The following is a 24,512-nucleotide window of genomic DNA, read 5'->3' as shown; positions in this document are numbered from 1 at the left end:
AACCAATGAAAAAAATCACGACCGTCTGCCCTTACTGTGGCGCAGGCTGCAAAATGAAACTGGTGGTGGATAACGGCAAAATCCTTCGCGCGGAAGCCGCCGACGGCGCAACCAATCAGGGTGAGCTGTGCCTGAAAGGTTACTACGGCTGGGACTTTCTCAACGACACCAAACTGCTGACGCCGCGCCTGACGCAGCCGCTGATCCGCCGTGAAAAAGGCGGCAAGTTTGAAGCGGTCAGTTGGGACGAAGCCATCCGCTACACCGCGCAACGGCTGAAAGCCATCAAGCAGCAGCACGGCGCGCGCGCCATTATGCACACCGGGTCCTCACGCGGCACCGGCAACGAAACCAACTACGTGATGCAGAAGTTCGCCCGCGCGGTGATCGGCAACAATAACGTCGACTGCTGCGCCCGCGTCTGTCACGGTCCGTCGGTCGCCGGTTTGCAAGCCACGCTGGGCAACGGCGCGATGAGCAACTCGATCGGCGATATCGAAAACTCCAAATGCTTACTGATCATCGGCTATAACTGCGCCGACTCGCACCCGATCGTCGCCCGCCGGGTCCTGAAGGCCAAAGAGAAAGGCGCGCAAATCGTGGTTTGCGATCCGCGCCGCATCGAAACCGCACGCATCGCCGATCAGCATCTGCAAATCAACAACGGCTGCAATATGGCGCTGGTTAACGCCTTCGGCTACGTGTTGATCGAAGAAAACCTGTATGACCGCGATTATGTGGCGAAATACACCGAAGGCTTCGACGCCTATCGCCGACAAGTGGCCGATTACGCGCCGGAAACGGTGGAACAGCTGACCGGCGTCAGCGCCCAGCAAATCCGTCAGGCGATGCGCACCTACGCCAGCGCCCCTTCCGCCACCATCATGTGGGGCATGGGCGTCACCCAGTTCGGCCAGGCGGTGGATGTGGTCAAAGGGCTGGCCAGCCTGGCGCTGTTGACCGGCAACCTCGGGCGCGCCAACGTCGGCGTCGGCCCGGTGCGCGGCCAGAACAACGTCCAGGGCGCCTGCGACATGGGCGTGCTGCCGAACGAATTCCCCGGTTATCAATCCGTTACCGACCCCGCAGTCCGCGCCAAATTCGCTGCCGCCTGGGGCATCGACGCCGCCGGAATGGACCCGGAGGTGGGTTATCGCATCACGGAAGTGCCGCACCTGGTGCACGAAGGCAAAGTGAAAGCCTATTACATCATGGGGGAAGATCCGTTACAGACCGAAGCCGATCTCAGCCTGGTGCGCAGCGCGTTCGATGCGCTTGAGTTTATCGTGGTGCAAGATATCTTCATGACCAAAACCGCCGAACGGGCGGACGTGATCCTGCCATCCACCTCCTGGGGCGAGCACGGCGGCGTGTTCTCGTGCGCCGATCGCGGTTTCCAGCGTTTCGAAAAAGCCATCGAGCCACAGTACAACGTCAAACGCGACTGGGAAATCATCAGCCTGCTGGCGACCGAACTGGGCTATCCGATGCATTACGAAGACAACCAGCAAATCTGGGATGAAATGCGCGAGCTGTGCCCGCTGTTTTACGGCGCGACCTACGAAAAAATGGGCGAACTCGGCCATATTCAATGGCCTTGCACCACGCTCGAGAGCCCAGGCACGCCGTATTTGTATCAGGGCAATCAATTCACCACCCCGTCCGGCAAGGGGCAGCTGTTCGCCACCACCTGGCGCGCCCCGGCCGAAGTGCCGGACGCCGCTTATCCGCTGGTGCTGTGTACGGTGCGTGAAGTCGGCCACTACTCCTGCCGTTCGATGACCGGCAACTGCGCCGCCTTGCAAACGCTGGCGGATGAGCCGGGTTTCGTGCAAATCAACCCGCAAGACGCCGCCGCCCTGGGCATTGGCGATCAGCAACTGGTGTGGGTCGCCTCGCGGCGCGGCAAGGTGATCTCCCGCGCCAACTACAACGAGCGCATTAACCTGGGCGCGGTGTACATGACCTATCAATGGTGGATTGGCGCCTGCAACGAATTGACGCAGGAGAACCTCGATCCGATATCCAAAACGCCGGAAACCAAGTACTGCGCGGTCAAGCTGGAAGCGATTGGCGATCAACACTGGGCGGAAAACTACGCCAGCCAAAGCTACAGCGACATGAAAGCCCGCCTGCGCAGGGCGGCGGAAGACGTGATGTGACCGTTAACCAAACCGGGACGAACCTGTTCGTCCCAGATAGCTGACCAAGCCCGTTATTAGGGAGAGCGTGCCGAAGGGGTCGTAACGGCCTTGGCCGTCGGAGCGCCCCTCGGTGCGCTAGGCCCGGGTATCTCGGACTCAAAGCCCACTCTGTTATTAACCTCGGACGAACCTGTTCGTCCCCTACTTATTGGGTGGGTAAGATGTCCAAGTCACCGTCAGGATTATTGCTTCGCGTCAGCGGCAAGGTGCAGGGCGTGGGATTTCGCCCCTTTGTCTGGCAACTGGCGCAGCGCCTCGGCCTGCGTGGCGAAGTCTGGAACGACAGCGCCGGAGTCGAAATTCGGCTGGTGCAACCGGTGGATATCGATATCTTCCTGCATATGCTGCAGCGCCAGGCGCCGGTGTTGGCCCGGATTGATAATATCGGCCTGCGCCCCTTCACCTGGCTGCAACCGCCGCAGGACTTCGCCATTCGCCATAGCCGACAAAGCCAAATGGATACGCAGGTCGTTCCCGACGCCGCAACCTGCCCCGATTGCCTGCGTGAAATGAACGATCCGCGCGATCGTCGCTACCGTTATCCCTTCATTAACTGCACGCATTGCGGCCCGCGCCTCACCCTGATTCGCTATATGCCTTACGACCGCCCGGCGACCAGCATGGCGCCGTTCGCGCTGTGCCCGCACTGCGCCTGGGAATACCACACGCCGCAGGACCGGCGCTTTCATGCCCAGCCGGTGGCCTGCAGCCAATGCGGGCCGCAGCTCTTCAGTTGCCACGCCGACGGCAAAGCCATCAACCTGGCGGATATGGCGTTGCAACAGGCGGCGGCGCTGTTATGCGCCGGCGAAATCGTCGCCATCAAGGGCGTCGGCGGTTTCCATCTGGCCTGTGACGCCACCGATCAGCGCGCGGTGATGCGCCTGCGCGAGCGTAAACGGCGGCCGGGCAAACCGCTGGCGGTCATGCTACCGGATATCGGCTGGCTGACGCGCTGCACCGGCAGCCACTCGCTGGCGCAACTGAGCGAAACCCTGCTTTCCCCGGCGGCACCGATCGTCCTGGTGCCACAGCGGCCCCACTCGGCGCTGTGCGATGCCGTGGCGCCGCATCTGGACGAAGTCGGCGTAATGCTGCCGTCCAACCCACTGCATCATCTCCTGATGCAAGCGGTGCAACGCCCGCTGGTGATGACCTCCGGCAACGCCGCCGGACGTGCGCCGGCGTTAACCAACGAACAGGCGCTGCGCGATCTGACCGGCATTGCCGATCTGTGGCTGATGCATAACCGCGAAATCCTGCAACGCGCCGATGACTCGTTGCTGCGACAGCAACCGCAGGGCACCGAGATGCTGCGCCGCTCTCGCGGTTATGCGCCGGACGCCCTGCCGCTGCCGCCCGGCTTCCCGGTTCAACCGCCGCTGCTAGCCGTCGGGGGCGACAATAAAAACACCTTCTGCCTGGTGCGCGGCGACAAAGCGATCCTCAGCCCGCATTTTGGCAATCTGGCGCAGGAGGACATTCAGCAACAGTGGCAGCACGCCATCGCCCACTTCCTCAGGCTATACCACTGCCGGCCAGGGCGCATCGCCGCCGACGCGCACCCGGATTATGCCGGCCGCCGCTGGGCGCAGCGTCAGCCGCTCCCCTTGACCGAGGTACTGCATCATCACGCGCATGTGGCGGCCTGCCTGGCGGAGCACCAGTGGCCGCTCGATGGCGGCGCGGTTATCGGGCTGGCGCTGGACGGCCTGGGCTACGGCGACAACGGCCAACTGTGGGGTGGCGAATGCCTGTGGGTGGATTACCGGCAGTGCCGCTCGCTCGGCGGCTTGCCGGCGGTGGCGCTGCCGGGCGGCGATCGCGCGGCGCAAGAGCCGTGGCGCAACCTGTTGGCGCACTGCGCGCGCTTTGTCGAGGGTTGGCAACGGCTGCCGGAAACGCAATTTTTGCTGCAACAGCCGTGGCAGCCGCTGCTGAAAGCGATCGACGCCGGTATCAACGCCCCGTTGGCGTCGTCGTGCGGTCGGTTGTTTGACGCCGCCGCCGCCGCGTTAGGCTGTGCGCCTTTGCAACTCAGTTGGGAAGGCGAAGCGGCCTGCCGGCTGGAAGCGCTGGCGCATCAGGCAACCCATTGCCGCCACCCGCTGCATCTGCCGCTCAAAGAAAATGTACTCGATCTCGCCGCCTTCTGGCCGCAGTGGCTCGGCTGGCGTACATCGCCGGCGGAACGCGCCTGGGCGTTTCACGATGCGCTGGCACAGGGGTTCGCCGCCCTGGCCCAACATTTTGCCGCGCAGTACGGCATCAAACAGGTGGCGCTGAGCGGCGGCGTGCTGCACAACCGGCTGCTGCGCCAACGGTTGGTGCATCATCTGGCGCCGCTGCAGATCCTGCTGCCACAACGCATCCCCGCAGGCGACGGCGGGCTGGCATTCGGCCAGGCGATGGTCGCCTGCGCGCAGCAATCCCCGCTTTCCTCTTCTCTTTCTGACAGGACGTAACATGAATTACCCCGAGTTCTTCCAAAAAAATACCCGCGCCTTCTGGCTGCTGCTGGCGTTGATCGCCGTTAACCTGCTGGCCTGGGTTGCGGCCTTTGCCGCATTCCATCATCACCCGGCGCTGATGGCCGCCGCGCTGCTGGCTTACAGCTACGGTTTGCGCCACGCGGTGGATGCCGACCACATCGCCGCTATCGACAACGTGACGCGCAAATTGATGCAACAGGGCCAACGCCCGGTTTGCGTCGGCGCATTTTTCTCGCTCGGGCATTCGAGCATCGTGATCCTGGCCTGCGCGGCCATCGCCGCCACCTCGCTGGCGTTCGGCAACCGCATCGGCTGGCTGCATGACTACGGCTCCACCCTCGGCACGCTGATTTCCTCGCTGTTTCTGCTGGCGATGGCGGCGCTCAACGGGCTGATTCTGCGCGATGTTTACCGCACCTTCCGCCGGGTGAAAAGAGGAGAAAAACTGACGGATGAAGCGCTGGCGCACCGGCACGGCGGCCTGATGACGCGGCTGTTCCGCGTGACCTTCAATACCGTGAACAAAAGTTGGCATATGTATCTGGTGGGATTTTTGTTTGGGCTGGGGTTCGATACCGCCACCGAAGTCGGCCTGCTGGGCATTTCCGCCGCCGGCGCCGGTTCGGGCATGTCCGTCTGGTCGATCATGATCTTCCCGCTGCTGTTTGCCGGCGGTATGGCGTTGGTGGATTCGCTGGATAATTTCGTCATGGTGGGCGCTTACGGCTGGGCATTCAACCAACCGGTGCGCAAGCTGTATTACAACATGACCATCACCGCCACCAGCGTGGCGATTGCGGTGTTGATTGGCGGCCTGGAGGGATTGGGGTTGCTGGCCGAAAAATTGAACCTGCACGGCGCCGTTTGGGATAGCATTGCGCTGCTCAATGACAACATGGGCAGCGTCGGCTACGCCGCCATTGCACTGTTTGTCTTGTTCTGGACGCTGTCGGCAATCAACTACCGGCGTAAAAACTATGACGCGCTGGCGGTTTAATCATCGTTGATATTCTGATTGCCAGACGTCTGTTTTTGCGAATACACATTATTCCCGCCGCAGTGAAAAATCCGCGGCGGCCACCGGATTGCTCATATTTGCCCATAACCGTGCGGCAAAACGAAAAAACCTCCTTTTTATCACATCAAAGGAGGTGTTCCAGAGCAGAACCAATATCACGAAGCTTGCGATGACAAGCGGTGCGTATCTTAATAAATAACCACACAGAATAAAGATGCAATATTGCGCGCAAGCCATGCATAAATTCACCTTTTAAAAGCGTAAAAGTATTTTTTAAAGATGAGCTGCCGGTATTTATATAAACGCAAACAATAAAAGCCATAAACCGTATTGAAAGTGTAAGGAATGCGTAAATCTTATATTTATGGAAAATAATAAGGTCAATAAGTATATGCGTGATTCTGTTGCGCAGGCTAACTGACGGCGGCAATATCTGAACTGAACATTGAGCGTTGTGCGGGGTAATCCATAAGGCGGAAGAGAGTGGCTCCCCTTTGGCAAGTTAGCTTGCTCTACCGGTGGAGCCTTGAACAGCAGATCGACGTTCCTGGTGGGGCCCTGGTGAGGCGCAATAGGAATAGGTTACTGAGCAGGGTCTACCGTTATTTGTGCGAGTATTACGCTATTGATTGCCCTGTTACGGTCAATATAACCGCAGGCATGCCTGACGGGAACGGGTGAAAAGCCCTCTTGTAATACATTATGAAAAGTGATAGTTAAACGAGTTGGGTGGATTCCATTTAATTTCAACACGAATTATTAACAAGGGAAAGTATATTACTGCCATGAATATCAATGTGACGGACCAGCCTAACCCGCAGGACGAAGAGTACGTTATCGACAGCCTTTGGGCCCACAACGAGAATTATCAACCCGTAGACATCCACCCGCTGTTTCTGACCGTTACCGATGACGCAGGTAAAATCGTTGCCGGATTGGTGGCCAGAACCTGGTGGGGCGGCCTTGAAGTACAGTACCTCTGGGTCAGTGATGACCATCGCAAGAGCGGTTATGGCCGCCAACTGATGGAAAAAGCGGAAGAGGAAGCCCGCAAACGGGGCTGCCACATGGCCTATGTCGATACGTTCGACTTCCAGGCCAGGGGTTTTTACGAAAAATTGGGCTATCAGGTCTACGGCAATTTAGGCGGCTATGCCAAAAAGCATACGCGCCATTACCTGGCGAAAGAAATTTAGCGCAATTTTAATCGGTGAGGTCAGAATGGATTCGCCCGATAAAAATAACGAGTTTTATTTGAAGGGTCTTATTGCCATGATGGAACACTTAAGTGATCCCTGGGGCATTAAGGATCTGGAATCCCGTCATATCTATATGAACAAGGCCGCCTATCTCTATACCAATACGCCGTTGAGTTTCGATATCGCCGGCAAACGGGACGACGAGTTTCCCGCCGACTGGGCCGATTGCGCAGACGATTTCATCGAACACGACAAAATGACGGAGATGTCGCGGGATCGGGTTGCCGTCATAGAAACGCATTATTGGTACGGGAAAGACAGCCTGACCCCTTTTATCAGCGAAAAGTTGCCCATTTACAATGATAAAAAACAGGTGTTCGGGGTGATGTGGAATGCCAAACCGCTTAACACGCTAACGCCGCTGAAATACATCAATCAGCAAAAACCCAGCGTGCTGACCACCGAAGTGAATAATACCACTTTCACTCAAGCCGAGCTCGACGTTATATTTTTAATGCTGCAAAGGCTGTCGGTGAAAGAGATCGCCAAAATATATAACATCAGCACTAAAACGATAGAAAATAGAATATATAACATCTATCAGAAATCTGACGTCCATTCACAGCAGCAGTTTGAGGAGTTTTGCAAATATGCGCGCCTGGACAGCTATATTCCCGATCGCCTGATAGCAAAAGGCATCCAGTTTCTCTGAACAGCAAGGAATACCTTATCGTGATCAAGATTGAAGACTACCCGTTAACGCGGGTACCGCAGGATAAAAGAGTCTCTTTTTTAAGCGTGGCCATCGTGCATATGGGCATGCTGACCGCTCTGGACCAGTTTATGCTTGGGGCGGTGCTCGGCCACTCCATGACGCTGTTTGATGCGTTCACCGCCATTTTCATCGGCAGCCTGATATTTGGCGTAGTGACCTATGGCCTTGGGCTGGCGGGCATGCGCGAAGGGATCTCCGGCAGCCTGCTGGCTCGCTGGTGCGGTTTCGGCCGCCTGGGCTCGGTGTTGATCGGGGTGGTGGTGGCCATCAGCCTGCTGGGTTGGTTTGGCATACAAAACGCCATCTTCGCCAAATCGCTGGATTTCGCCCTGGGCAATAAGCTGGGCTTTGGCCTGGCCGCCGGCCTGTCCGGCACCCTGTTGACGATTCTGGTGGCGTTTGGCTTCAAGGCATTGCGCATTGCCGCCCGAATTGCGGTTCCGATGTTCATCATGCTGGTGGCCTATATTTCCATCACCGCCCTCTCCGGCCATAATCTGCAGGAGATCATCCAGTTGGTGCCGCCGGGAGAGCCGCTGACCATCAGCGCCGGCATCACCATCGTGGTCGGCGGCGCCATCGTGGCGAGCCTGATGACCCCCGATCTGACCCGTTACTCCAGGAACGGCAAACACGTGTTTGGCGTGACCATTTTCACCATCGTCGCCGGTGAGTTCGTGGTCAATGGCCTGGCGATCCTGATCGCCAAAACGCTCGGCACGGCGGATGTGGTGACCATCATGTCCCAGGCCGCCGGCGGCGCAGGCCTGCTGGTGGTGGTGTTCTCTACCCTGAGGGTCAATGACCTCAACCTCTATTCCTCCTCGCTCGGCATCGTCAACGCGGTCGAGGGCATGACCGGCAAAAGATTGAAATACACCGCCACCACGCTGGTTATCGGCGTGCTGGGCACCACGCTTTCCGTGCTGGGGATCCTGGATCGCTTCGTCGATTTCCTGACGGTGCTTGGCGTGGTGTTTCCGCCGATTATCGGCATCATGCTGGTGGATTATTATCTGCTGCGCACCCACCGTAAAATCCTGGATGAAAGCCGGCAGGCAGGCAAGTTGCCCGACCAGACGCCAACCATTGGCTGGGCGGCGATAATCGCCAGTATTGTGGGCGGCATCGTCGGGTTGGTTACCGAGTGGGGCGTACCAACCATCAATTCACTGCTGGCCGCCAGCCTCTTATATTGGGTATGCAAATTGGCGCTGGGCCGCTCTCAGAAGCCGGTAGCCTCGCAAAAACTGACGTAATCCATGCTGTCCCACTCATAGCAAGGCTCCCCACAGGCTGGGGAGCCAGGAGACCCACCCATGATCACCTGCACCCTAAGATATGTTTTAGATCCGTACAAAATCGCCGAATTTGAGCAGTACGCCCGTTTATGGATCCCTCTGGTCAATCGCATGGGCGGCACGCACCACGGTTATTTCTTGCCGTCGGAAGGCGCCAATAACATCGCGCTGGCGTTATTCAGTTTTCCCAGCCTGGCCGCCTACGAGGAATACCGCATAAAAATGGCTGCGGACGCAGAGTGTTGCGCCGCTTACGAGCTGGAAAAACGCAATCGCAGCATCATCAGTTATGAACGAAGCTTTATGCGTCCGGTTCTTTCCGGGCAGGACTAAGCGAAGAGAAAAATAAGGTGGGGTTCGGGCTTTAATGGCCTGAGGCAATGAAATAGATATCGGTCGGCTGGGCAGCCGACTGGAATCTGGACTTTCGGTGGGTTTAAAACTGCGCCTTTACGGCCGGAGACGTGATTGGAATTCCCTGGTGTCAGTTGCTAAAACATCCTTTAATCCTCAGAGAATGGAAACGCCCCCCCTCTGGGTTTTTTATTATAGAAGCCGTTAATGACCGTTTTTTAACTGTTTTGATCATCAAGAAACACTTCAGTATGGATGAACAGTAGCCCACCCAAACCGCTCTGGTCAACATAAAAGTGGACATAAAAATCACTTTTGTGTCCACTTTTTCAAAGACTCAACATAACAAATTGATTTAAATAAAATTACCAATATTACGCATCATGCTAATCATGACCAAATCATTAATTAGGTGAGTGAGTTAATTTTTCGGTCGCTATTTTTGAAGGGGAATCAGACACTTATCATCGTGAGGAATGCGTCCGTTGTAGACAATGTCGGTACGTACGATATAGTAATGCCTGCAACAATATTGTAAGGAATGCTTATGAAGACGACCAACGCTCAGCGCAAAATCAACATCATTAAAAATATAGAATATCTGATGCGTACCCGGGGCGAAACCAAGGCATCCTTCTCTAACCGCACCGGCCTGACGCGCACCACCCTCTATAAAATTCTGGATGGCCGGGTCAACAATGTGCAGCAGGCTACCGTTAACCGGATTTCAGACTTCTTTGGCGTTTCCTGTGAAGAGATTGAAGACTATGATCTGGAAAAGCTGGAGCGTCTCAACGAAACACTTTCCACCGAGGGGAATAAAAACCCTTCCGCCATCCCCGTCATTCCCCAGTCCCGATATCTCTCGGTCGCTGCATGGAAAGTCGGTCAGTTGGTCACCGCGTTCCCTTTGACTTATTTCTTCGGCGATGAGTCAAATATGGTAGCAATGAAAATAGAAACCGAAATAAAAGGTTCATTTATTCCAGGCGAGGTCATTATTATAAAACGCCCGCCGGTGCTGGTTTGCGATTCGCCTTTATTGTATCACTCGGGAAAAAACGGCTTCTTTGTGGTTAACGGCAAAGAAGATAGCGGCATGGAAGATACCGTGCGATTTCTGGGTTATATCGTTGGAGAAAGGCTATAAATGGAATCTAATCAAAAATTCAAACTGCTGGGGTTTACCCACCACGGGACCATTGCCGCCAATGTGATGGTGCTGGCCACGGGCAAAACCATTACCCTCGGGCTGAAAGAGCTGGCAGACAGCGAAATCTCGGAGGATTTGAGCCGGCACGAGCTTCAGACGCTTTACAGAAAGCTCTACAGCGATGACAAGGTTAAAACCGCTTACGAGCTGGGCGACCGTCACGAACGTTCATGGCAGGCTTATCTGCTGATCAGCGTTGCCCTCAGCGTGATCTACATCTTCTCGACCATCTGCGGCGTAAAACCCATTCATATTCCGGTGTTGGACATTATTACGCCGCCCGGCGTTTTCATTTATCCGCTCACCTTCTTGCTGGTAGATATTCTGAATGAGTTTTACGGCCTGCGCCTGGCACGCAGAACCATTGTCATCTCGTTTGTCGCCAACCTGCTGTTCGTGCTTGGGCTGTGGGGCACCGCGTTAATTCCGAACCTGCCGGGTTGGGAGTTCGGCGCCACCTATTCCGGCATGGTGAGCAGTATCGTTTCTGTCCTGCTGGCATCTTCCCTGGCCTATTTTATTTCAGAAAATATCAACTCTTACCTGCTGTGCAAGATCAAAGCGCTGACCAATTCCAAATACCTGTTCCTGCGGGTGATTACCAGCACCGTGGTCGCTTCTGCCTTCGACAGTATTATTTTCTGCTCGATTGCCTTCTATGGCGTACTGGGCTGGGACATTATCAAGGAGATGATTATCGCGCAGTTCCTGATCAAGGTGGCCTATTCCATTATTGGCGTCGGCCCGATCTATCTGGCGAGAAGTATATTCCGCAACTATATTAACCGGCCTTCTACCGCACCGGCGGCCGTCAACGACGCGGTGGCTTAAAACCGCAAAATATTCAGGGAGCCTTTCGCTCCCTGTTTTTCTTATGCCAGCTGGGTTTTACGCTTCATGCGGGCAGCCACGCCCACTTTATCCTGTTGGTAAGCCGCCAGGCCTTCGGCACGCAGATGGCAGGCCGTGCACTCCCCGCATCCCTCGCCTTTAACGCCGTTATAGCAGGTCAGCGTATCGCGGCGCACCCGCTCAAGCTGCCGGTAATAATCGGCCAGCGCCCAGATCTCCGTCTTATCCAGCCACATCAGCGGCGTTTCAAAACGAATATCCCGCGCCAGACCGAGCGCCACGCCGTGATGCAGCGCTTTGACAAACTCGTCCCGGCAATCCGGGTAGCCGGAGAAGTCGGTTTCACACACCCCGGTGATCACCGCTTGCGCTTCAACCTGATAGGCATAAATAGACGCCAGCGTCAGGAACAGAATATTGCGCCCCGGCACGAAAGTGCTCGGCAAAGCGCCCGGCTGCGTGCCGTTAAACGCCGGAACCGGAATGTTGTCGCGCGTCAGGCTGCTGACCGCCAGTTCGTTCAACATGGTAACGTCCAACACCTTGTGGCCCTTGACGCCCAGCGCCGCCGCCAGCTCGCGCGCCACCTCGATCTCCGCCCGATGCCGCTGACCATAATCGAAAGTAATGCAGTGCACTTCATCATACTGCTCTAACGCCTGAACCAGGCAGGTGGTGGAATCCTGACCACCGCTAAAGACGACAACTGCTCTCTTCATTGCATATCCCTTACGCCTATACTTATTAGCAATCAAAAGCATAGACTAATCGACGAGAAAAGCCTTCCGTGATCTTTGGTCATTACACCCGTTAACCGCTATCTTCAAACCACACAGCTAAAGGGAGTTAACGACGCATGCCCCATTTTTCACGCAGACAGTTACTGCAGGCTGCCGCCATAGGATCGGCGTTTTCACTGTTACCCGCTTCGATTCGCAAAGCGCTGGCCATACCGGCCAATAACCGCACCGGCACGATAAAGGATGTCGAGCATGTGGTGATCCTGATGCAGGAAAACCGCTCCTTCGACCACTACTTCGGCACCCTGCCCGGCGTGCGCGGCTTTAGCGATCGCATCACCATTCCCCTGCCGGAAGGCCGCCACGTCTGGCAACAGCAGGGCGCCGATCGGTTGGTGTTGCCTTACCATCTGGACAGCAAGCGCGGCAACGCCCAGCGCGTCGATGGCACACCGCATTCCTGGGTGGATGAGCAGTCGGCCTGGGACCATGGCCGGATGAATGCCTGGCCCACTTATAAAACGCCGACCTCGATGGGCTATTACCGCCGTCACGAGCTGCCGTTCCAGTTTGCCCTGGCGGAAACCTTCACCCTGTGCGACGCCTATCATTGCTCAATCCACACAGGCACCAACACCAACCGCCTGTTCCACTGGACCGGCACCAACGGCCCGTCGGCGGCCAACGTCGCCGTGGTGGTCAATGAGTGGGATAGCCCCGGCCCGGTGGACGTCGGCTACGACTGGACAACCTATCCGGAACGGCTGGAGGAGAACGGCGTCAGTTGGAAGGTTTACCAATTCCTGCCGGATAACTTCACCGATAACCCGTTGGCGGGCTTTCGCCAGTACCGCGCCGCCAGCGTTAAAGTGGGCAACCCGGCGCAACCGCCGAAAGACTTCACCGCCTTTGTGCCCTACAGCGACGCGTTGAACGACAGCGCGCCGTTGTACAAAGGCAACGGCAATACCCTGCCGGCCGCCGACGGCAACGATCTGGAAGCGATGCTGGCCGGTTTTCGCGCCGACGTGCAGCAAGGCAAGCTGCCGCAGGTGAGCTGGATAATCGCCCCGGCGGCCTACTCGGAGCACCCCGGGCCTTCCAGCCCGGTGCAGGGTGGCTGGTTTACCCAGGAGATCCTGAATGCGCTGACCGACAACCCCGAGGTGTGGAGCAAAACCGTGTTGCTGGTGAATTACGACGAAAACGACGGTTTCTTCGATCACATGCCTTCCCCTTCGGCGCCTTCGCTGCGGGAAGACGGCAGCTTCGCCGGCAAATCTACGGTGCCGTTCGAAACCGAGATATTCCAGCATGTCGCCCCACCCGGCTCGCAGGAACAACCGCCGCCGGATGGCCGCATCTATGGCCCCGGGCCACGCGTGCCTATGCTGATCCTGTCGCCCTGGAGCCGCGGCGGCTGGGTTAATTCTCAGGTGTTTGACCACACCTCGGTACTGCAATTTCTGGAAAAACGTTTTCAGGTGCATGAACCTAACATCAGCGCCTGGCGCCGCGCGGTATGCGGTGATCTCACCTCGGCATTCAATTTTGTCGATCCCAACGGGGAAACCTTGCCCAAGCTGCCGGCCACCACCCGCCACAGCGCCGACCGCCTGCGCATGCGCCAGGAACAACTGCCGCAGGTGCCGTTGCCACCGCCTGGCAACCAGCAGCTACCGCATCAACAGCGGCTGGCCCGCCCTTCCCGGGCGCTGCCTTACCGGTTGCATGTCGAAGCCGGCGCCGATCCCGAGAAAAAGCGGCTGACGCTCAATTTGTTGAATACCGGTGAGCAGGGCGCGGTGTTTCACGTTTACGACCAACGGCATCTGGACCAGATCCCGCGTCGTTACACCGTCGAGGCCGGCAAGGCGGCCCGCGATGACTGGCAAACGGCAGACGAGTATCACCTCTGGCTGCTGGGGCCTAACGGTTTCCACCGTGAGCTGCGCGGCACCTTGCAATGGCCGCAGCCGGAAGTGCGTTTGGTTCCACATGACGGTAGCCTGGAACTGTCGCTCAGTAACCCCGGCGACCAGGCAGTCACCGTCACTATCGCACGCTGCCCCTATACGCAAAACGGCCCGTGGCGTATTGAACTGCCTGCCGGGGAAAGCCATCGGCAAGCCTTCGATACCCTATCCAGCGGCGGCTGGTACGATCTGGTGCTAGAGAGTGCGCACGGCTGGCAGCGCCGATTGGCAGGCCGCCTGGAAAACGGCCGGGATAGCGTTAGCGATCCGCTGATGGGCAAAGCCTGAGCTACTTATGGCAGGCGGTTTATCGCAAAATGGGGGTTAAGGTTGTCGGCCCCCGCAACCGGGAGGCCGAAAACGTTCACTATCAGAAACGATAGCCAACGCCGATATTGAAGCCGTTGATCGAGAGGTTCCTGCCGTCGACATCCAGTCTGGAGCCTTCGTAGCCGACATCAATCGCCAGATTCTCGATGGGGTTAACCTGGAAACCGACGCCGTACATCAAGGAGGTTTTCTTCTGGCTGCCGCTCTCTTCGCCCATATACTCGTAAGTGTTGTAGGCGTAGTTATTCCAGGATGACCTGTAATCGACCTTATTATAATTCAAACCCAACAGGCCATAGACGCTGATATATTGGTTAATGCGGTACGCCGGGCCAACCGACAGGGAGTAATATTTGACTTCCGCATGGTTATCTACCCTGTCGCGATATACGTAGTAAGATTCGCTCTGATCGCCGCTCATATAGGTAAAGGAGCTGATCACGCTGATCGGTGAATCCCACTCGTAACGGTATTTCAGGTTAACGCCGCTGATATTTTTGAAGTCCTGCACCTTGCTTTGCGCATAACCGGCAGTGAGAGTGCTTTGCCCGGCATTCGCTGCAGTGCTGAGGCCCAGGGTGGAAATAACCATGCTGGCGATAACTAACTTCTTCATCGAATCATCCTTAATAGTAAACAGAACAAATACCGTGCCAACCCATATGAACCTATGAGTTATTTATGACATGAATATTTATTGGAATTTATAAAACAAACAGCTAGCAAACAAGAGAAAATAATAACTGACATGAGATAAAAATAAATCAGTCGAACGCGTAAGTTGCGAACCAGCACGCATTAATAGTAATTTCTGCCGCCCAGCAACCCGATCTTGTAATGGCACTCTTTATCGTCTTCCCCCCAAGACTTTGTCACATGATTACCCGCTGTTAAATCAATAATGTTAACATTCGCATTGACTGGGTAAATATCATAGTCGTGACCGACCTCAGGAACGAAACTGGAGGAGCGGTTGGCGATAATTTGATTGTATTGCGATCTAAACGTCTCTTCTTTATAGGTGATGCTGACATGTTGATTCGCTTTAATTTTGTACTCTATCGCATCCATACCCTGCATTTCAGGCGACGGCGGCAACATGCCCGGCAATTTTTTATTGTAGGTAGACTTTATACCGATAACGTTAACCCCGGCGGTTAACGTCCTGGCATCGGCAAGTTTGTAACACTCTCCTGCTTTTTCATAAACTTCAAGAGTTAATGGTGGCAGGTAGTTTTTCACTCTGATCCTGGCGGAATCTGTACCCGCATAATCTTCCATAGATTTTGTTAAGCTCACTGAACAGCCAGAAACAGCGCCGACCGAGAGGGAAATAGTCAGTATTTTTATCAATCTATTTACAATCATAATTAATCTCAAGTTTTAAACTAAAAACAAAATAATTAATACAATACCTTAATTATTATACTTTTTTGTCTTTACGCGACCGATACCAATCTAAAAGCTTAAATAAAATAGCCGCCAACGATATTGCACTTCCTCCGACAAAGCCGAAAAATACAGCTCTCAAGACCTGATCAAAAGGAAATTTAAACACCCCACTAGTGAAAAATGACAGCGTTGAAATAACCACACCAATGAGTAGCAATAAGGCAATGCAAAATATCCAACTATAGATAAATAACTTGATGTATTTAATAAGCGATCCCATCATTTTTTATTCCCATTTTCATCAACTGGCTTTGAAATATCCTTTATAAAGCCGCCAGTAAACTCGGACGACATACCACCAATGAAATCATACACATACCCTGGAACCTTATCCCGGATAATTTATTCTCTACGATATCGATTATCGCATTATTCTCAACCACCGTCTCACCGGTCTGCGCCCCCGCGACCGCATCGGCAATGCTGTCGCCAATCAACCCACCGGCCAGCCCAGCCAATGCCGATACCGTCTGCTTCTCCGTTTCGCTCAGTTCACTCACCGGTTTACCGTAAGCTTTGGTAGCAATCATGCCGATAAGCTCACCGGTTTACCGTAAGCTTTGGTAGCAATCATGCCGATAAGCTCACCGGTCGCTGACGTTCTGCGTCTGTTTGTCCTGATCGCGGATGACGATAGTACCGTCGCTCATCGCCGCGTGGGTGGTGGATCTATCGTTCCCGCTGTTGTTGGCGCCCACCAGCAGGCCGTTGACCATATGGATATAGCTATTTATTAGGTGGGGACTTCTTTTTCTCATCTAGTTTAGATAACACCCAGCAACCAATCCCCAGAGGAATCCCAGCCGCAATGCCCACTTTTAAAGCGTGCAAAAACTCCTTGGGCCAGCTAAATGATGAAATGTTCCCCTCTAAATGGCCAACAAATGCAATAACTCCTTTAGCCAGCAATACAGCAAGCACAGAAAAAATAATACAGTAGATAATCAAAAAAATAAGCAAATGAATACCTACTGTTTTTGGGACAAAGAAATTAATAAATTTCATTTGGTTTTATCCTTCCCATCTAACGTATCTTGTGTTGAACCACTTGTAATTTCTGCAGCCGTTGAGCCTATAACGTTCCCCATCGTCTCAGCTGTTTTATTCGATACAACAGGCTTTGACTGATTACCAACAGTAATTACCTTACCCCCTACAATACCCGAGTTAAACGAACCACTCGCACCTGCTTTTTGATACTCAGCTTCCATATTGTCGATGCGCTCAATATACGACTGTTTTACCGCATCAGACACATTACCAAGCACATCTCCACTGTTGAAAAGCTGTTTCAAAGCATCATAGGTTTCTACTGGGCTCAAGCCCATTTGCACGATACCTTCAACCGTGTCATATAGCCCAACTGAGCGCTCAGGGGGTAAGCACTGCAATACCTGTGTTCATCGGTAGCAAAACGGTCTTGCAAAGTCGTTTCATTTTTTCTTTTTTATCTCTTCTATCTTCGCAAACACCCAAACCCCAATACCTAATGGAATGCCAGCGCCTGCCCCAGCTTTGCAAGCAAAAATAAACGTATCCAATTGGTAATCAAAAACCCCATTACGGAAGAAGAAAATTATTGGAGCTATAAAACTAGCTAAAATAGCTATTCCTAATATCAAAAGCACACATGAAAACAATAAATATAAAAACATCGAGAAACCCACATTTTTATTTTTCATTATTTTTACCCTCAGCCTTCATACCATTCTCAATACCTGTACTTAACACTGTGCCTGCAACACCACCACCCACAACTCCCGCAGCTTCCGCTGTAACGGGTGATACACCTTTCGAAATGATTTTTTCAGTGATCTTTTCACCACCTTTATAACCGACTAATGTACCCAACACCGCCCCTGTAACAGCCCCTGTACCGTCCTCGCCTTTAATCTTACTTCCTAAATATGCCCCACTTGTGTTTGTAGCCTCTGAAAATGCCAAACCTTTGCCTTGTGTTAATGCGCCTGTACCAATGGCTATTAAGGTGTCGGCATAACTATATGTATCACTTGGTTGCATAGTAAGTAGTTGTTTACCCGCATCAGAAACACCACCAAAGACTCCACCACCAATAACAGCCGCCGTACCAGCCGTAGGAGTAATAACTGCCCCACCGACACCACTCATCAATAGCGCCCAAGCCTTAACAAACTCGGTTGCAGGCTGTGGTGCCCCGGTTCCCAAACCACGCGCCAAATCGGCCTGTGCAGCAGTAATTTGTTCCGCCGTAGCGCCATACTCAGTCATATACTGACCCAAAGTAATCCGAATTGAATCATCATCAATAATTGACATTGCCCATGCCGAAATTTTCTCCCGGCTTTCATCACCAGAGCAAAATCGTTCTAATTTACACTTCAATCCATCTCCTGATTATATCTTGGATCCAACACAACTAATGGTTCAGCCTCTTCCTCCCAGACTTTCTTCACTCGTAATTGCCATTCCGTCGGTGCATCCCAAGAGGAAATGCACTGACGAATCACTCTAATCACCATATTGAATTCATGGCTATCTAACTCAACGAAATGGATTTGGTCAAGAGGAAGCATTTCCATTATCTTCTCATGGAGTTTGGGATGTTTTTTTTCCAACGCATCATCAATAAGTAACTCCAAAGCATCCGAAGCCCCACGATTCAATGTCACATGTAAACTTTTATCCGTAGTGTAACCGAAGAAAACTGTAGACCCCATAATACTTACCTCATAATAATGATTTTTGATTGCTGCGACTCAGGTAGTTTTTTACAAAGTCTAAGAACACCTTTTGATTACCCGGTGTCAGAACACTAAAGTCCACAGGAATAATATCTGCCTTACCTAAATGGTCAAGAATTTGTTGTTGCCCTGCTGGAATTTTTCCCTCAATTGGAGATGTGGTCATATTTTTCTCATAGAACTTATTTAGACCATCAATTTCTTTCTGCGAAAGATTTTTCGTCGTATACATCAAATCAACAGTCTTTCCAGCCTGTGGTCCGCTGGTAATAACAAAGTCAGCACTTTTCTGCCCGGCGACTGAATCAGGTAAGCGCTCCACTCGCTGCGGCTGCTGCCTCTGCAGGATTAAGTTTACCATTACCCATTGTATCGACCGTATTGAGACGCTTTTGCCCTTCAGCCAGGCGCTGTTACCGCTGGCCGAAACGCTCAGCCCAATACCGCCGGAACCGACGCCGATTAGCGGTTTGCGGTTTGCGGTTTGCGGTTTGCGGTTTGCGGTTTGCGGTTTGCGGTTTGCGGTTTGCGAAGTATCTCGCAAATAAAAGAACAATATGATGTGTTATTTTAAACATTAAATCATACTGAAAATATAAACCCATTCCATAAAGGCAGCATCGGGTACTATCTGGGTAATTTCCCTTAATAGGACTCTGTTTCTATGTCATTAGGTGCCCGATTAAATGTGTTGCGTAAAAAGTTAGGACTTTCTCAACAAGCTATGGCAGATATGGTTGGAGTACATATAAATAGCTGGAAAAAATATGAAAACTCTCAATCACTCCCGTCATTGGATGCCATCAAAAAAATAGCTTCAGCATTATATATCAGCACTGATTTATTGCTCTTCGATGAACATGAACGTGGGCATATCAATACACTGAAATTACAGTTCGAAGCAGCCAGCCAGTTGAACGAGGATGAACAAGCAATTATCCGTGAAGTACTGGAAAGTTTGATTATCCGCTATCAAACCCGACGTTGGGATTCAGCAAGAAAAGTTACAAAATAAGGGTAGTGAAAATAACGCAGTAACAGCAGGGTGCAACCTGCTGTTACTGCTCACCACAAGCAACTAAAGAGGTAGTTACTATGGCTAGAGCAGATTCTACGTCAGAACCCGCCACACCCCAAGCACGCAAGTGCATTGTTGGCTATCGCCCCAACGGCGGCAGGCCCAACCCACCCCCACAGCTGACCCTTACGGGTAAATGGCTGGAGCAGTACGGCTTTACCACCGGCCAAAGGATCGAGGTGATCACAGAACCGGGGCGATTGATCATCCGCATCGTACCCGCCACGGAAGGAAGCGCCCTATGAACATCACTTTTATTCCTGAACCTATCCCGGAACTGACAATCTCTGGCGTTGAGCTGGCCGAGTTGGGTTTTGGCATCGGTGAACCGTTGCAACTCACCCTGCGGCCAGATGAACTGTGGATCACTACCGTTACCGAAGATGCTATCTGGGAAGCACTGTGCGAGGCCAGCCAGCACCGCACGGATCTGGGGGCGGACTGGGTGCGACAGAATGGCGAGCTGGTGATTGGTGGCGACTGGCTGATCGAATCCGGCATCACCGATGCGGCACAACTGGAAGTTACCGCCGCTCCGGGGGTTATTCGGCTGTTGCGACGAGAAGTTAGGGGATTTAGGGCTTAGAAGCAAAGATCCCGGCGCAAGGCCGGGATCTTTGTTAATCATCGTATTGCACTTTTATATTTATTTTTTCTTCGGGAACATCCACCGTTATTTCACACTTTGACCAGACTGGCATCCCATTAGTTAGGTTATTGTCTATAAAAAAATTTTTTAACTCAATTAAAGCATCCGTTAAATCGGCTATAGCTCTACCATCTGGATCGAACCAGCCTAGATCTCCGTTTTCATCCAGATAGTCGAACTCATATTTACTCCCATCATTCTCAGGGAATACTTCAGCTCTGACGATCAGCTTTCGAGCATTATCTGGCCCACAACTAAACAATATCTTTCCTATTTTTTGATATATCTCCTGATGTTGCATCATTTACCTCCAGGAGTATTTTTAAAGTCAATATTCACAGGCCTACCATTGTCTATCGAATACTTAACGATAAACCTATCTGGTCGAGTACTATCTCCCGAGTATATCGGCTGGATATTCACGTCGACTTTTTTACCATCTTTCAAAGCATTAGCCCAAGTGTTTTCCATCTGTTTCCACACGCCATTATTCAGATTACCGTCCATCGGAACAAGATTGAGCTTCTCACCAGGGCCATTGAAAATACTGGCAATCAAGTGTCCCCCTTCATCACCTGCATTACCACACTTCCCAGCTTTACATTGTTGATACGTATTTCGATCATTCTTGGACAAAGATAATGAACTCTCGATGCTCTCCGTCCTTCCCAAAGCGTCAGTTTTAAATGACTTATTACCATCCAGCTTATAGGTCTTATTTGGCTGAGGGTTGTTCAGTTCTTTACTCCAGTTACCTTTGCTACCAGAAACCGCAACAATTTCATCGCTTGCTTTATTAATCAGCTTCGACGCTTCAGCAACATCACCTTTTTCCAGCGCTTTCTCTGCCGCCTTGATGAACTTACCGGCACCATCTCCCAGTACAGGAATCAGACCTACTGTCGCGGCCAGGTAATCCAGTGCGCTCTGCGCTTCCGCAAAGCTCTTGATATCCCCCACCACAGGTACAAAGTCTATACCAAAACCGGCTGCACCTTTCAGCATTTCATCTCTGTTAGCCCGCAACTTGGCCGAACAAGCATCTGGGCTCAACCCGGCACAGGTTTTCTGCTGATAGGCCTCTACCGCCGCTTTAAGCTCATCCTGCGCTCTTTGGTATTTTTCTTCCTGCGTTATCCCAGAGAATTTATTCTCTACGATATCGCTTATCGCATTGTTCTCAACCACCGTCTTACCGGTCTGCGCCCCCGCGACCGCATCGGCAGTGCTGTCGCCAATCAACCCGCCGGCCAGCCCTGCCGCCAGTGTGGCCAATGCCGATACCGTCTGCTTCTCCGTTTCGCTCAGTTCACTCACCGGTTTACCGTAAGCATTGATAGCAATCATGCCGATAAGCTCACCGGTCGCTGCACCGCCTGCACCAACCAAAGCATTGTTGCCCTGAGCGGCCGCCAACGCACCATTAACCGCTGCGTGTGCCAGGACTCGCGCTGCCGGATCGTCGATACTGTCTGCTATCACTTTGGTGATATAAGGCGCAGCCCCATTAGCCAATGCCCCCGTCAAATCGCCACCAGACAACCCCTGAACTGCCGCCGTGGCTGCCTGCATGGCGCGCTGCACCTTACCGCCCGTACCATAACCCGATTCGCTAAACGCCTGGTTATACGCCGTCTGGTAAATCTGCGCGTTGATATCGTCGTCGGTGATGACCTTGCCCGGTTTCTCTTTCGCCAGCTTAGCCGCCGCAGCCTGGCGATCGGCGTCCGTGACGTTATTCATCTTCTCTTTTGCGGCTTTGGTCGCGGCGATCGAACCCTCGGTCCGCGCAATGTCCATCGCCTGATTGCCGATCTCGCCGATCAGTTGCGCCTGTTGCAGCCGTTTCTGCTCTTTCTCTTTGTCGAAGATCGGGCTTAACGTCTGGTTGGCGTGCTCGACGTCGCGGCTCAGGTCGTTGACGTTCTGCGTCTGTTTGTCCTGATCGCGGATGACGATAGTACCGTCGCTCACCGCCGCGTGGGTGGTGGAGCTGTCGTGCCCGCTGTTGTTGGCGCCCACCAGCAGGCCGTTGGCCATATTGCCGGCGAACTGGCTGCCGATGCTGCCGCCGGAGCTGATGCCCACGCTCTGGTGCTCGACGTCGAAATCAGCCTGATTGTGGATGTCCTTAAAGCCCAGCGTACCGGTGTCGAGTTTGTTTTTGTCCGCCGTGGCGGTGCTGCCAATCACCGCGCCGTTAAGCTGGGTGTGTTCGCCCACCGTCACGTCAAAGCCGCCCTTGCCGGCAAAGATGCCCGTCTGCTCCTGCACGCTGTCGTAGTTGCTGTGCATTTTGTCTTTGCTCAGGCTGATGCTGCCCGAGCCGGTCATGGAGCCAAAGGTAAAGCTGCCGCCCTGGCTCTCGTTCTTGCCGTCCAGATACTGGGTGTTTTTGGCGGAAAGCAGGTTCACGTCACGGGTGGCGTTCAGGGTCACGTCTTTGCCCGCCTGCAACTGGTTAAAAATAGATTTGATTGGCGAAAGCAAGCTACCGCCCTACCGTGGCATCCTTGCCTGCACATTTCCATAATACCAATATGAAATTCCCCTGCCATTATCTGTCTGCGAAGTATCTCGCAAACTTAAAAACATCAGGATGTATTTTTTAAACATAATGATACCCTTTAAACATAAACCCATTCCACGGGGTAACAATGAAATAATATTTGGGTAATTCCCTTTAACAGGACTCTGTTTTCTATGCCATTAGCTGCCCGATTAAATGAGTTACGCCAAAGATTAGGGCTTTCCCAACAAGAGATGGCCGATACCATTGGCATTCATGTAAATAGTTGGAAGAAATATGAAAATTCGCAAGCACTTCCCTCTCTGGATGCTCTCAAAAAAATAGCGATGGCATTGCAGGTCAGTACTGATTACTTACTTTTTGATGAATATGAACGTGGGCATACTTATGCACTGGCATTACAATTCGAAGCTGTCAGTCAGTTAAATGAAAGCGAACAGGCGGTGATCCGCGAAGTATTGGAAAGTTTGATTATCCGCTATCAAACCCGACGTTGGGATTCAGCAAGAAAAGTTACAAAATAAGGGTAGTGAAAATAACGCAGTAACAGCAGGCGCCAACCTGCTGTTACTGCTCACCACAAGCAACTAAAGAGGTAGTTACTATGGCTAGAGCAGATTCTACGTCAGAACCCGCCACACCCCAAGCACGCAAGTGCATTGTTGGCTATCGCCCCAACGGCGGCAGGCCCAACCCACCGCCACAACTCACCCTTACGGGTAAATGGCTGGAGCAGTACGGCTTTACCACCGGCCAAAGGATCGAGGTGATCACAGAACCGGGGCGATTGATCATCCGCATCGTACCCGCCACGGAAGGAAGCGCCCTATGAACATTACTTTTATTCCTGAACCTATCCCGGAACTGACAATCTCTGGCGTTGAGCTGGCAGAGTTGAGTTTTGGTATTGGTGAGCCGTTGCAGCTCACGCTGTGGCCGGACGGATTGTGGATCACTACCGTTATCGACGATGCTATCTGGGAAGCACTGTGCGAGGCCAGCCAGCACCGCACGGATCTGGGGGCGGACTGGGTGCGGCAGAATGGCGAGCTGGTTATTGGTGGGGATTGGTTGACCGGATCCGGGATCACCGACGCGGAACAGTTGGAGATCACCGCCGCACCCAGTGTACTCCGATTACGGCGGCGGGAAGAGGGAGGTTTTAGGGCTTAGATGTGAAGATCCCGGCGCAAGGCCGGGATTTGTTTTAACTCAACGTAGCCAAAATGGGGTATCGTCAGAGGCCAATGCGTCATATTCCTCTATAACTCGATCTCTATGCACCATAAAATCCGGCATGTCAGTCACTACTATTCTTACCGGCTTATAAATATTCCAGTCTTCATAAAACCCTTTCGCAGATTTTATGCAATGTTCAATACCATCAAAGTATTTAAAAAACCTCTGCTCAACGTCTTTTGGTAAAAGTTTGCGTAATTTTGTTATTAATGAATAAGTTTTGTCTAATTCATTGAAATGAATATATCTAAGATAAAGTTGTGCAAGTAAACACTCATCTTCTTTATCATTAACCTTTTCATTTAAAATAGAAAAAAAACCAACCATATCTGAAGGATAGCCAAGCTCAACGATAGAACTACCACCATAAAATCCTATGTGTTTCAT

At 52.8% G+C, this 24,512-nt stretch carries 29 protein-coding genes and 2 pseudogenes; 16 read left to right on the top strand and 15 right to left on the bottom strand.

What is annotated here, in order from left to right:
* The first annotated feature begins 5 nt into the window (after positions 1-5).
* From fdhF to JK621_RS19750, 9 genes are all read left to right on the top strand, one after another.
* Complete coding sequence (gene fdhF, locus JK621_RS19790) at positions 6-2,162, top strand: formate dehydrogenase subunit alpha (protein ID WP_212557304.1); 2,157 nt, start codon at positions 6-8, stop codon at positions 2,160-2,162.
* Positions 2,163-2,365: 203 nt separating this feature from the next.
* Positions 2,366-4,669, top strand: coding sequence for a carbamoyltransferase HypF (gene hypF, locus JK621_RS19785; protein WP_212557303.1), 2,304 nt, complete (start codon positions 2,366-2,368; stop codon positions 4,667-4,669).
* A gap of 1 nt (position 4,670) precedes the next feature.
* On the top strand, positions 4,671-5,693 hold the full coding sequence (locus JK621_RS19780; protein WP_212557302.1) for a HoxN/HupN/NixA family nickel/cobalt transporter: 1,023 nt from the start codon (positions 4,671-4,673) through the stop codon (positions 5,691-5,693).
* Between the two features lie 806 nt (positions 5,694-6,499).
* Entirely contained in the window at positions 6,500-6,910 is a 411-nt protein-coding gene (locus JK621_RS19775) for a GNAT family N-acetyltransferase (protein WP_126485263.1), read from the top strand.
* A gap of 25 nt (positions 6,911-6,935) precedes the next feature.
* On the top strand, positions 6,936-7,625 hold the full coding sequence (locus JK621_RS19770) for a helix-turn-helix transcriptional regulator (protein WP_212557301.1): 690 nt from the start codon (positions 6,936-6,938) through the stop codon (positions 7,623-7,625).
* A gap of 20 nt (positions 7,626-7,645) precedes the next feature.
* On the top strand, positions 7,646-8,947 hold the full coding sequence (locus JK621_RS19765; RefSeq protein ID WP_212557300.1) for a cytosine permease: 1,302 nt from the start codon (positions 7,646-7,648) through the stop codon (positions 8,945-8,947).
* Between the two features lie 60 nt (positions 8,948-9,007).
* Positions 9,008-9,322, top strand: coding sequence for an NIPSNAP family protein (locus tag JK621_RS19760; protein WP_004948175.1), 315 nt, complete (start codon positions 9,008-9,010; stop codon positions 9,320-9,322).
* A 568-nt stretch (positions 9,323-9,890) separates the two neighbouring features.
* Positions 9,891-10,493 (top strand): helix-turn-helix domain-containing protein, encoded by a 603-nt coding sequence (locus tag JK621_RS19755; RefSeq protein ID WP_126485269.1) that lies wholly within the window; start codon positions 9,891-9,893, stop codon positions 10,491-10,493.
* Positions 10,494-11,387 (top strand): queuosine precursor transporter, encoded by an 894-nt coding sequence (locus tag JK621_RS19750; RefSeq protein WP_212557299.1) that lies wholly within the window; start codon positions 10,494-10,496, stop codon positions 11,385-11,387.
* 41 nt (positions 11,388-11,428) lie between these two features.
* Here the strand turns inward: JK621_RS19750 and queC are convergent, their stop codons facing one another.
* Positions 11,429-12,127, bottom strand: coding sequence for a 7-cyano-7-deazaguanine synthase QueC (gene queC / locus JK621_RS19745; RefSeq protein ID WP_212557298.1), 699 nt, complete (start codon positions 12,125-12,127; stop codon positions 11,429-11,431).
* A gap of 137 nt (positions 12,128-12,264) precedes the next feature.
* Between queC and JK621_RS19740 the strand changes: the two genes are divergently transcribed.
* Positions 12,265-14,412: a phosphocholine-specific phospholipase C gene (locus JK621_RS19740; RefSeq protein WP_212557297.1), complete on the top strand. Its 2,148-nt coding sequence runs from the start codon at positions 12,265-12,267 to the stop codon at positions 14,410-14,412.
* Positions 14,413-14,494: 82 nt separating this feature from the next.
* On the opposite strand, the gene JK621_RS19735 is transcribed toward JK621_RS19740, so the two are convergent.
* The 11 genes and pseudogenes from JK621_RS19735 to JK621_RS19690 all read right to left on the bottom strand — a co-directional run bounded on the left by JK621_RS19735 (position 14,495) and on the right by JK621_RS19690 (position 19,185).
* Positions 14,495-15,070, bottom strand: a complete 576-nt coding sequence (locus tag JK621_RS19735; RefSeq protein ID WP_212557296.1) for an Ail/Lom family outer membrane beta-barrel protein — start codon at positions 15,068-15,070, stop codon at positions 14,495-14,497.
* Positions 15,071-15,252: 182 nt separating this feature from the next.
* Entirely contained in the window at positions 15,253-15,822 is a 570-nt protein-coding gene (locus JK621_RS19730; protein WP_249337096.1) for a hypothetical protein, read from the bottom strand.
* 55 nt (positions 15,823-15,877) lie between these two features.
* Positions 15,878-16,129 (bottom strand): hypothetical protein, encoded by a 252-nt coding sequence (locus JK621_RS19725; protein WP_212557295.1) that lies wholly within the window; start codon positions 16,127-16,129, stop codon positions 15,878-15,880.
* A 139-nt stretch (positions 16,130-16,268) separates the two neighbouring features.
* Positions 16,269-16,454 (bottom strand): annotated as a pseudogene (locus JK621_RS25595) (VENN motif pre-toxin domain-containing protein); the annotation flags it as partial.
* A gap of 36 nt (positions 16,455-16,490) precedes the next feature.
* The gene (locus tag JK621_RS25485; protein WP_283249339.1) at positions 16,491-16,622 is read right to left on the bottom strand and encodes a hypothetical protein; all 132 of its coding nucleotides are present in this window, start codon (positions 16,620-16,622) and stop codon (positions 16,491-16,493) included.
* A 10-nt stretch (positions 16,623-16,632) separates the two neighbouring features.
* Complete coding sequence (locus JK621_RS19715; RefSeq protein ID WP_212557293.1) at positions 16,633-16,911, bottom strand: hypothetical protein; 279 nt, start codon at positions 16,909-16,911, stop codon at positions 16,633-16,635.
* Positions 16,908-17,234, bottom strand: a complete 327-nt coding sequence (locus tag JK621_RS25420; RefSeq protein ID WP_249337095.1) for a hypothetical protein — start codon at positions 17,232-17,234, stop codon at positions 16,908-16,910. The genes JK621_RS19715 and JK621_RS25420 overlap by 4 nt, the downstream gene beginning before the upstream one ends.
* A gap of 105 nt (positions 17,235-17,339) precedes the next feature.
* Positions 17,340-17,588 carry a hypothetical protein gene (locus JK621_RS19705; RefSeq protein WP_212557292.1) on the bottom strand — a complete coding sequence of 83 codons (249 nt, stop codon included), beginning with the start codon at positions 17,586-17,588 and terminating at the stop codon, positions 17,340-17,342.
* On the bottom strand, positions 17,578-18,270 hold the full coding sequence (locus JK621_RS19700; RefSeq protein ID WP_249337094.1) for a hypothetical protein: 693 nt from the start codon (positions 18,268-18,270) through the stop codon (positions 17,578-17,580). Before JK621_RS19700 ends, JK621_RS19705 begins: the two co-directional genes overlap by 11 nt.
* The gene (locus tag JK621_RS19695; protein ID WP_212557291.1) at positions 18,267-18,605 is read right to left on the bottom strand and encodes a hypothetical protein; all 339 of its coding nucleotides are present in this window, start codon (positions 18,603-18,605) and stop codon (positions 18,267-18,269) included. The genes JK621_RS19700 and JK621_RS19695 overlap by 4 nt, the downstream gene beginning before the upstream one ends.
* A gap of 10 nt (positions 18,606-18,615) precedes the next feature.
* Positions 18,616-19,185 (bottom strand): hypothetical protein, encoded by a 570-nt coding sequence (locus tag JK621_RS19690; protein WP_212557290.1) that lies wholly within the window; start codon positions 19,183-19,185, stop codon positions 18,616-18,618.
* A gap of 108 nt (positions 19,186-19,293) precedes the next feature.
* Between JK621_RS19690 and JK621_RS19685 the strand changes: the two genes are divergently transcribed.
* The 3 genes from JK621_RS19685 (at position 19,294) to JK621_RS19675 (ending at position 20,293) form a co-directional block, all read left to right on the top strand.
* Complete coding sequence (locus JK621_RS19685) at positions 19,294-19,644, top strand: helix-turn-helix domain-containing protein (protein ID WP_212557289.1); 351 nt, start codon at positions 19,294-19,296, stop codon at positions 19,642-19,644.
* 80 nt (positions 19,645-19,724) lie between these two features.
* On the top strand, positions 19,725-19,952 hold the full coding sequence (locus JK621_RS19680) for a SymE family type I addiction module toxin (RefSeq protein WP_212557285.1): 228 nt from the start codon (positions 19,725-19,727) through the stop codon (positions 19,950-19,952).
* Positions 19,949-20,293 (top strand): hypothetical protein, encoded by a 345-nt coding sequence (locus JK621_RS19675; RefSeq protein WP_212557288.1) that lies wholly within the window; start codon positions 19,949-19,951, stop codon positions 20,291-20,293. Before JK621_RS19680 ends, JK621_RS19675 begins: the two co-directional genes overlap by 4 nt.
* Positions 20,294-20,327: 34 nt before the next feature.
* Here JK621_RS19675 and JK621_RS19670 read toward each other — a convergent pair whose 3' ends face one another.
* A complete protein-coding gene (locus JK621_RS19670; RefSeq protein ID WP_349305369.1) occupies positions 20,328-20,660 on the bottom strand; it encodes a hypothetical protein in 333 nt (110 codons plus the stop codon).
* Positions 20,657-22,804 (bottom strand): annotated as a pseudogene (locus JK621_RS25590) (DNA/RNA non-specific endonuclease); the annotation flags it as partial. The pseudogene JK621_RS25590 and the gene JK621_RS19670, both read right to left, overlap by 4 nt.
* 255 nt (positions 22,805-23,059) lie before the next feature.
* Here JK621_RS25590 and JK621_RS19660 point away from each other — a divergent pair.
* The 3 genes from JK621_RS19660 to JK621_RS19650 all read left to right on the top strand — a co-directional run bounded on the left by JK621_RS19660 (position 23,060) and on the right by JK621_RS19650 (position 24,059).
* Positions 23,060-23,410: a helix-turn-helix domain-containing protein gene (locus JK621_RS19660; RefSeq protein ID WP_212557286.1), complete on the top strand. Its 351-nt coding sequence runs from the start codon at positions 23,060-23,062 to the stop codon at positions 23,408-23,410.
* Positions 23,411-23,490: 80 nt separating this feature from the next.
* A complete protein-coding gene (locus JK621_RS19655; RefSeq protein ID WP_212557285.1) occupies positions 23,491-23,718 on the top strand; it encodes a SymE family type I addiction module toxin in 228 nt (75 codons plus the stop codon).
* Positions 23,715-24,059, top strand: a complete 345-nt coding sequence (locus JK621_RS19650; RefSeq protein ID WP_212557284.1) for a hypothetical protein — start codon at positions 23,715-23,717, stop codon at positions 24,057-24,059. The genes JK621_RS19655 and JK621_RS19650 overlap by 4 nt, the downstream gene beginning before the upstream one ends.
* Before the next feature lie 39 nt (positions 24,060-24,098).
* On the opposite strand, the gene JK621_RS19645 is transcribed toward JK621_RS19650, so the two are convergent.
* Positions 24,099-24,512 carry a hypothetical protein gene (locus JK621_RS19645; protein WP_212557283.1) on the bottom strand — a complete coding sequence of 138 codons (414 nt, stop codon included), beginning with the start codon at positions 24,510-24,512 and terminating at the stop codon, positions 24,099-24,101.

Origin of the sequence: Serratia plymuthica, assembly GCF_018336935.1 — a bacterium.
In the GTDB taxonomy this organism is placed as follows: Bacteria; Pseudomonadota; Gammaproteobacteria; order Enterobacterales; family Enterobacteriaceae; genus Serratia; species Serratia plymuthica_B.
The sequence above is the reverse complement of the archived record's forward strand: the minus strand, read 5'-3'. Positions and strand labels throughout refer to the sequence as shown.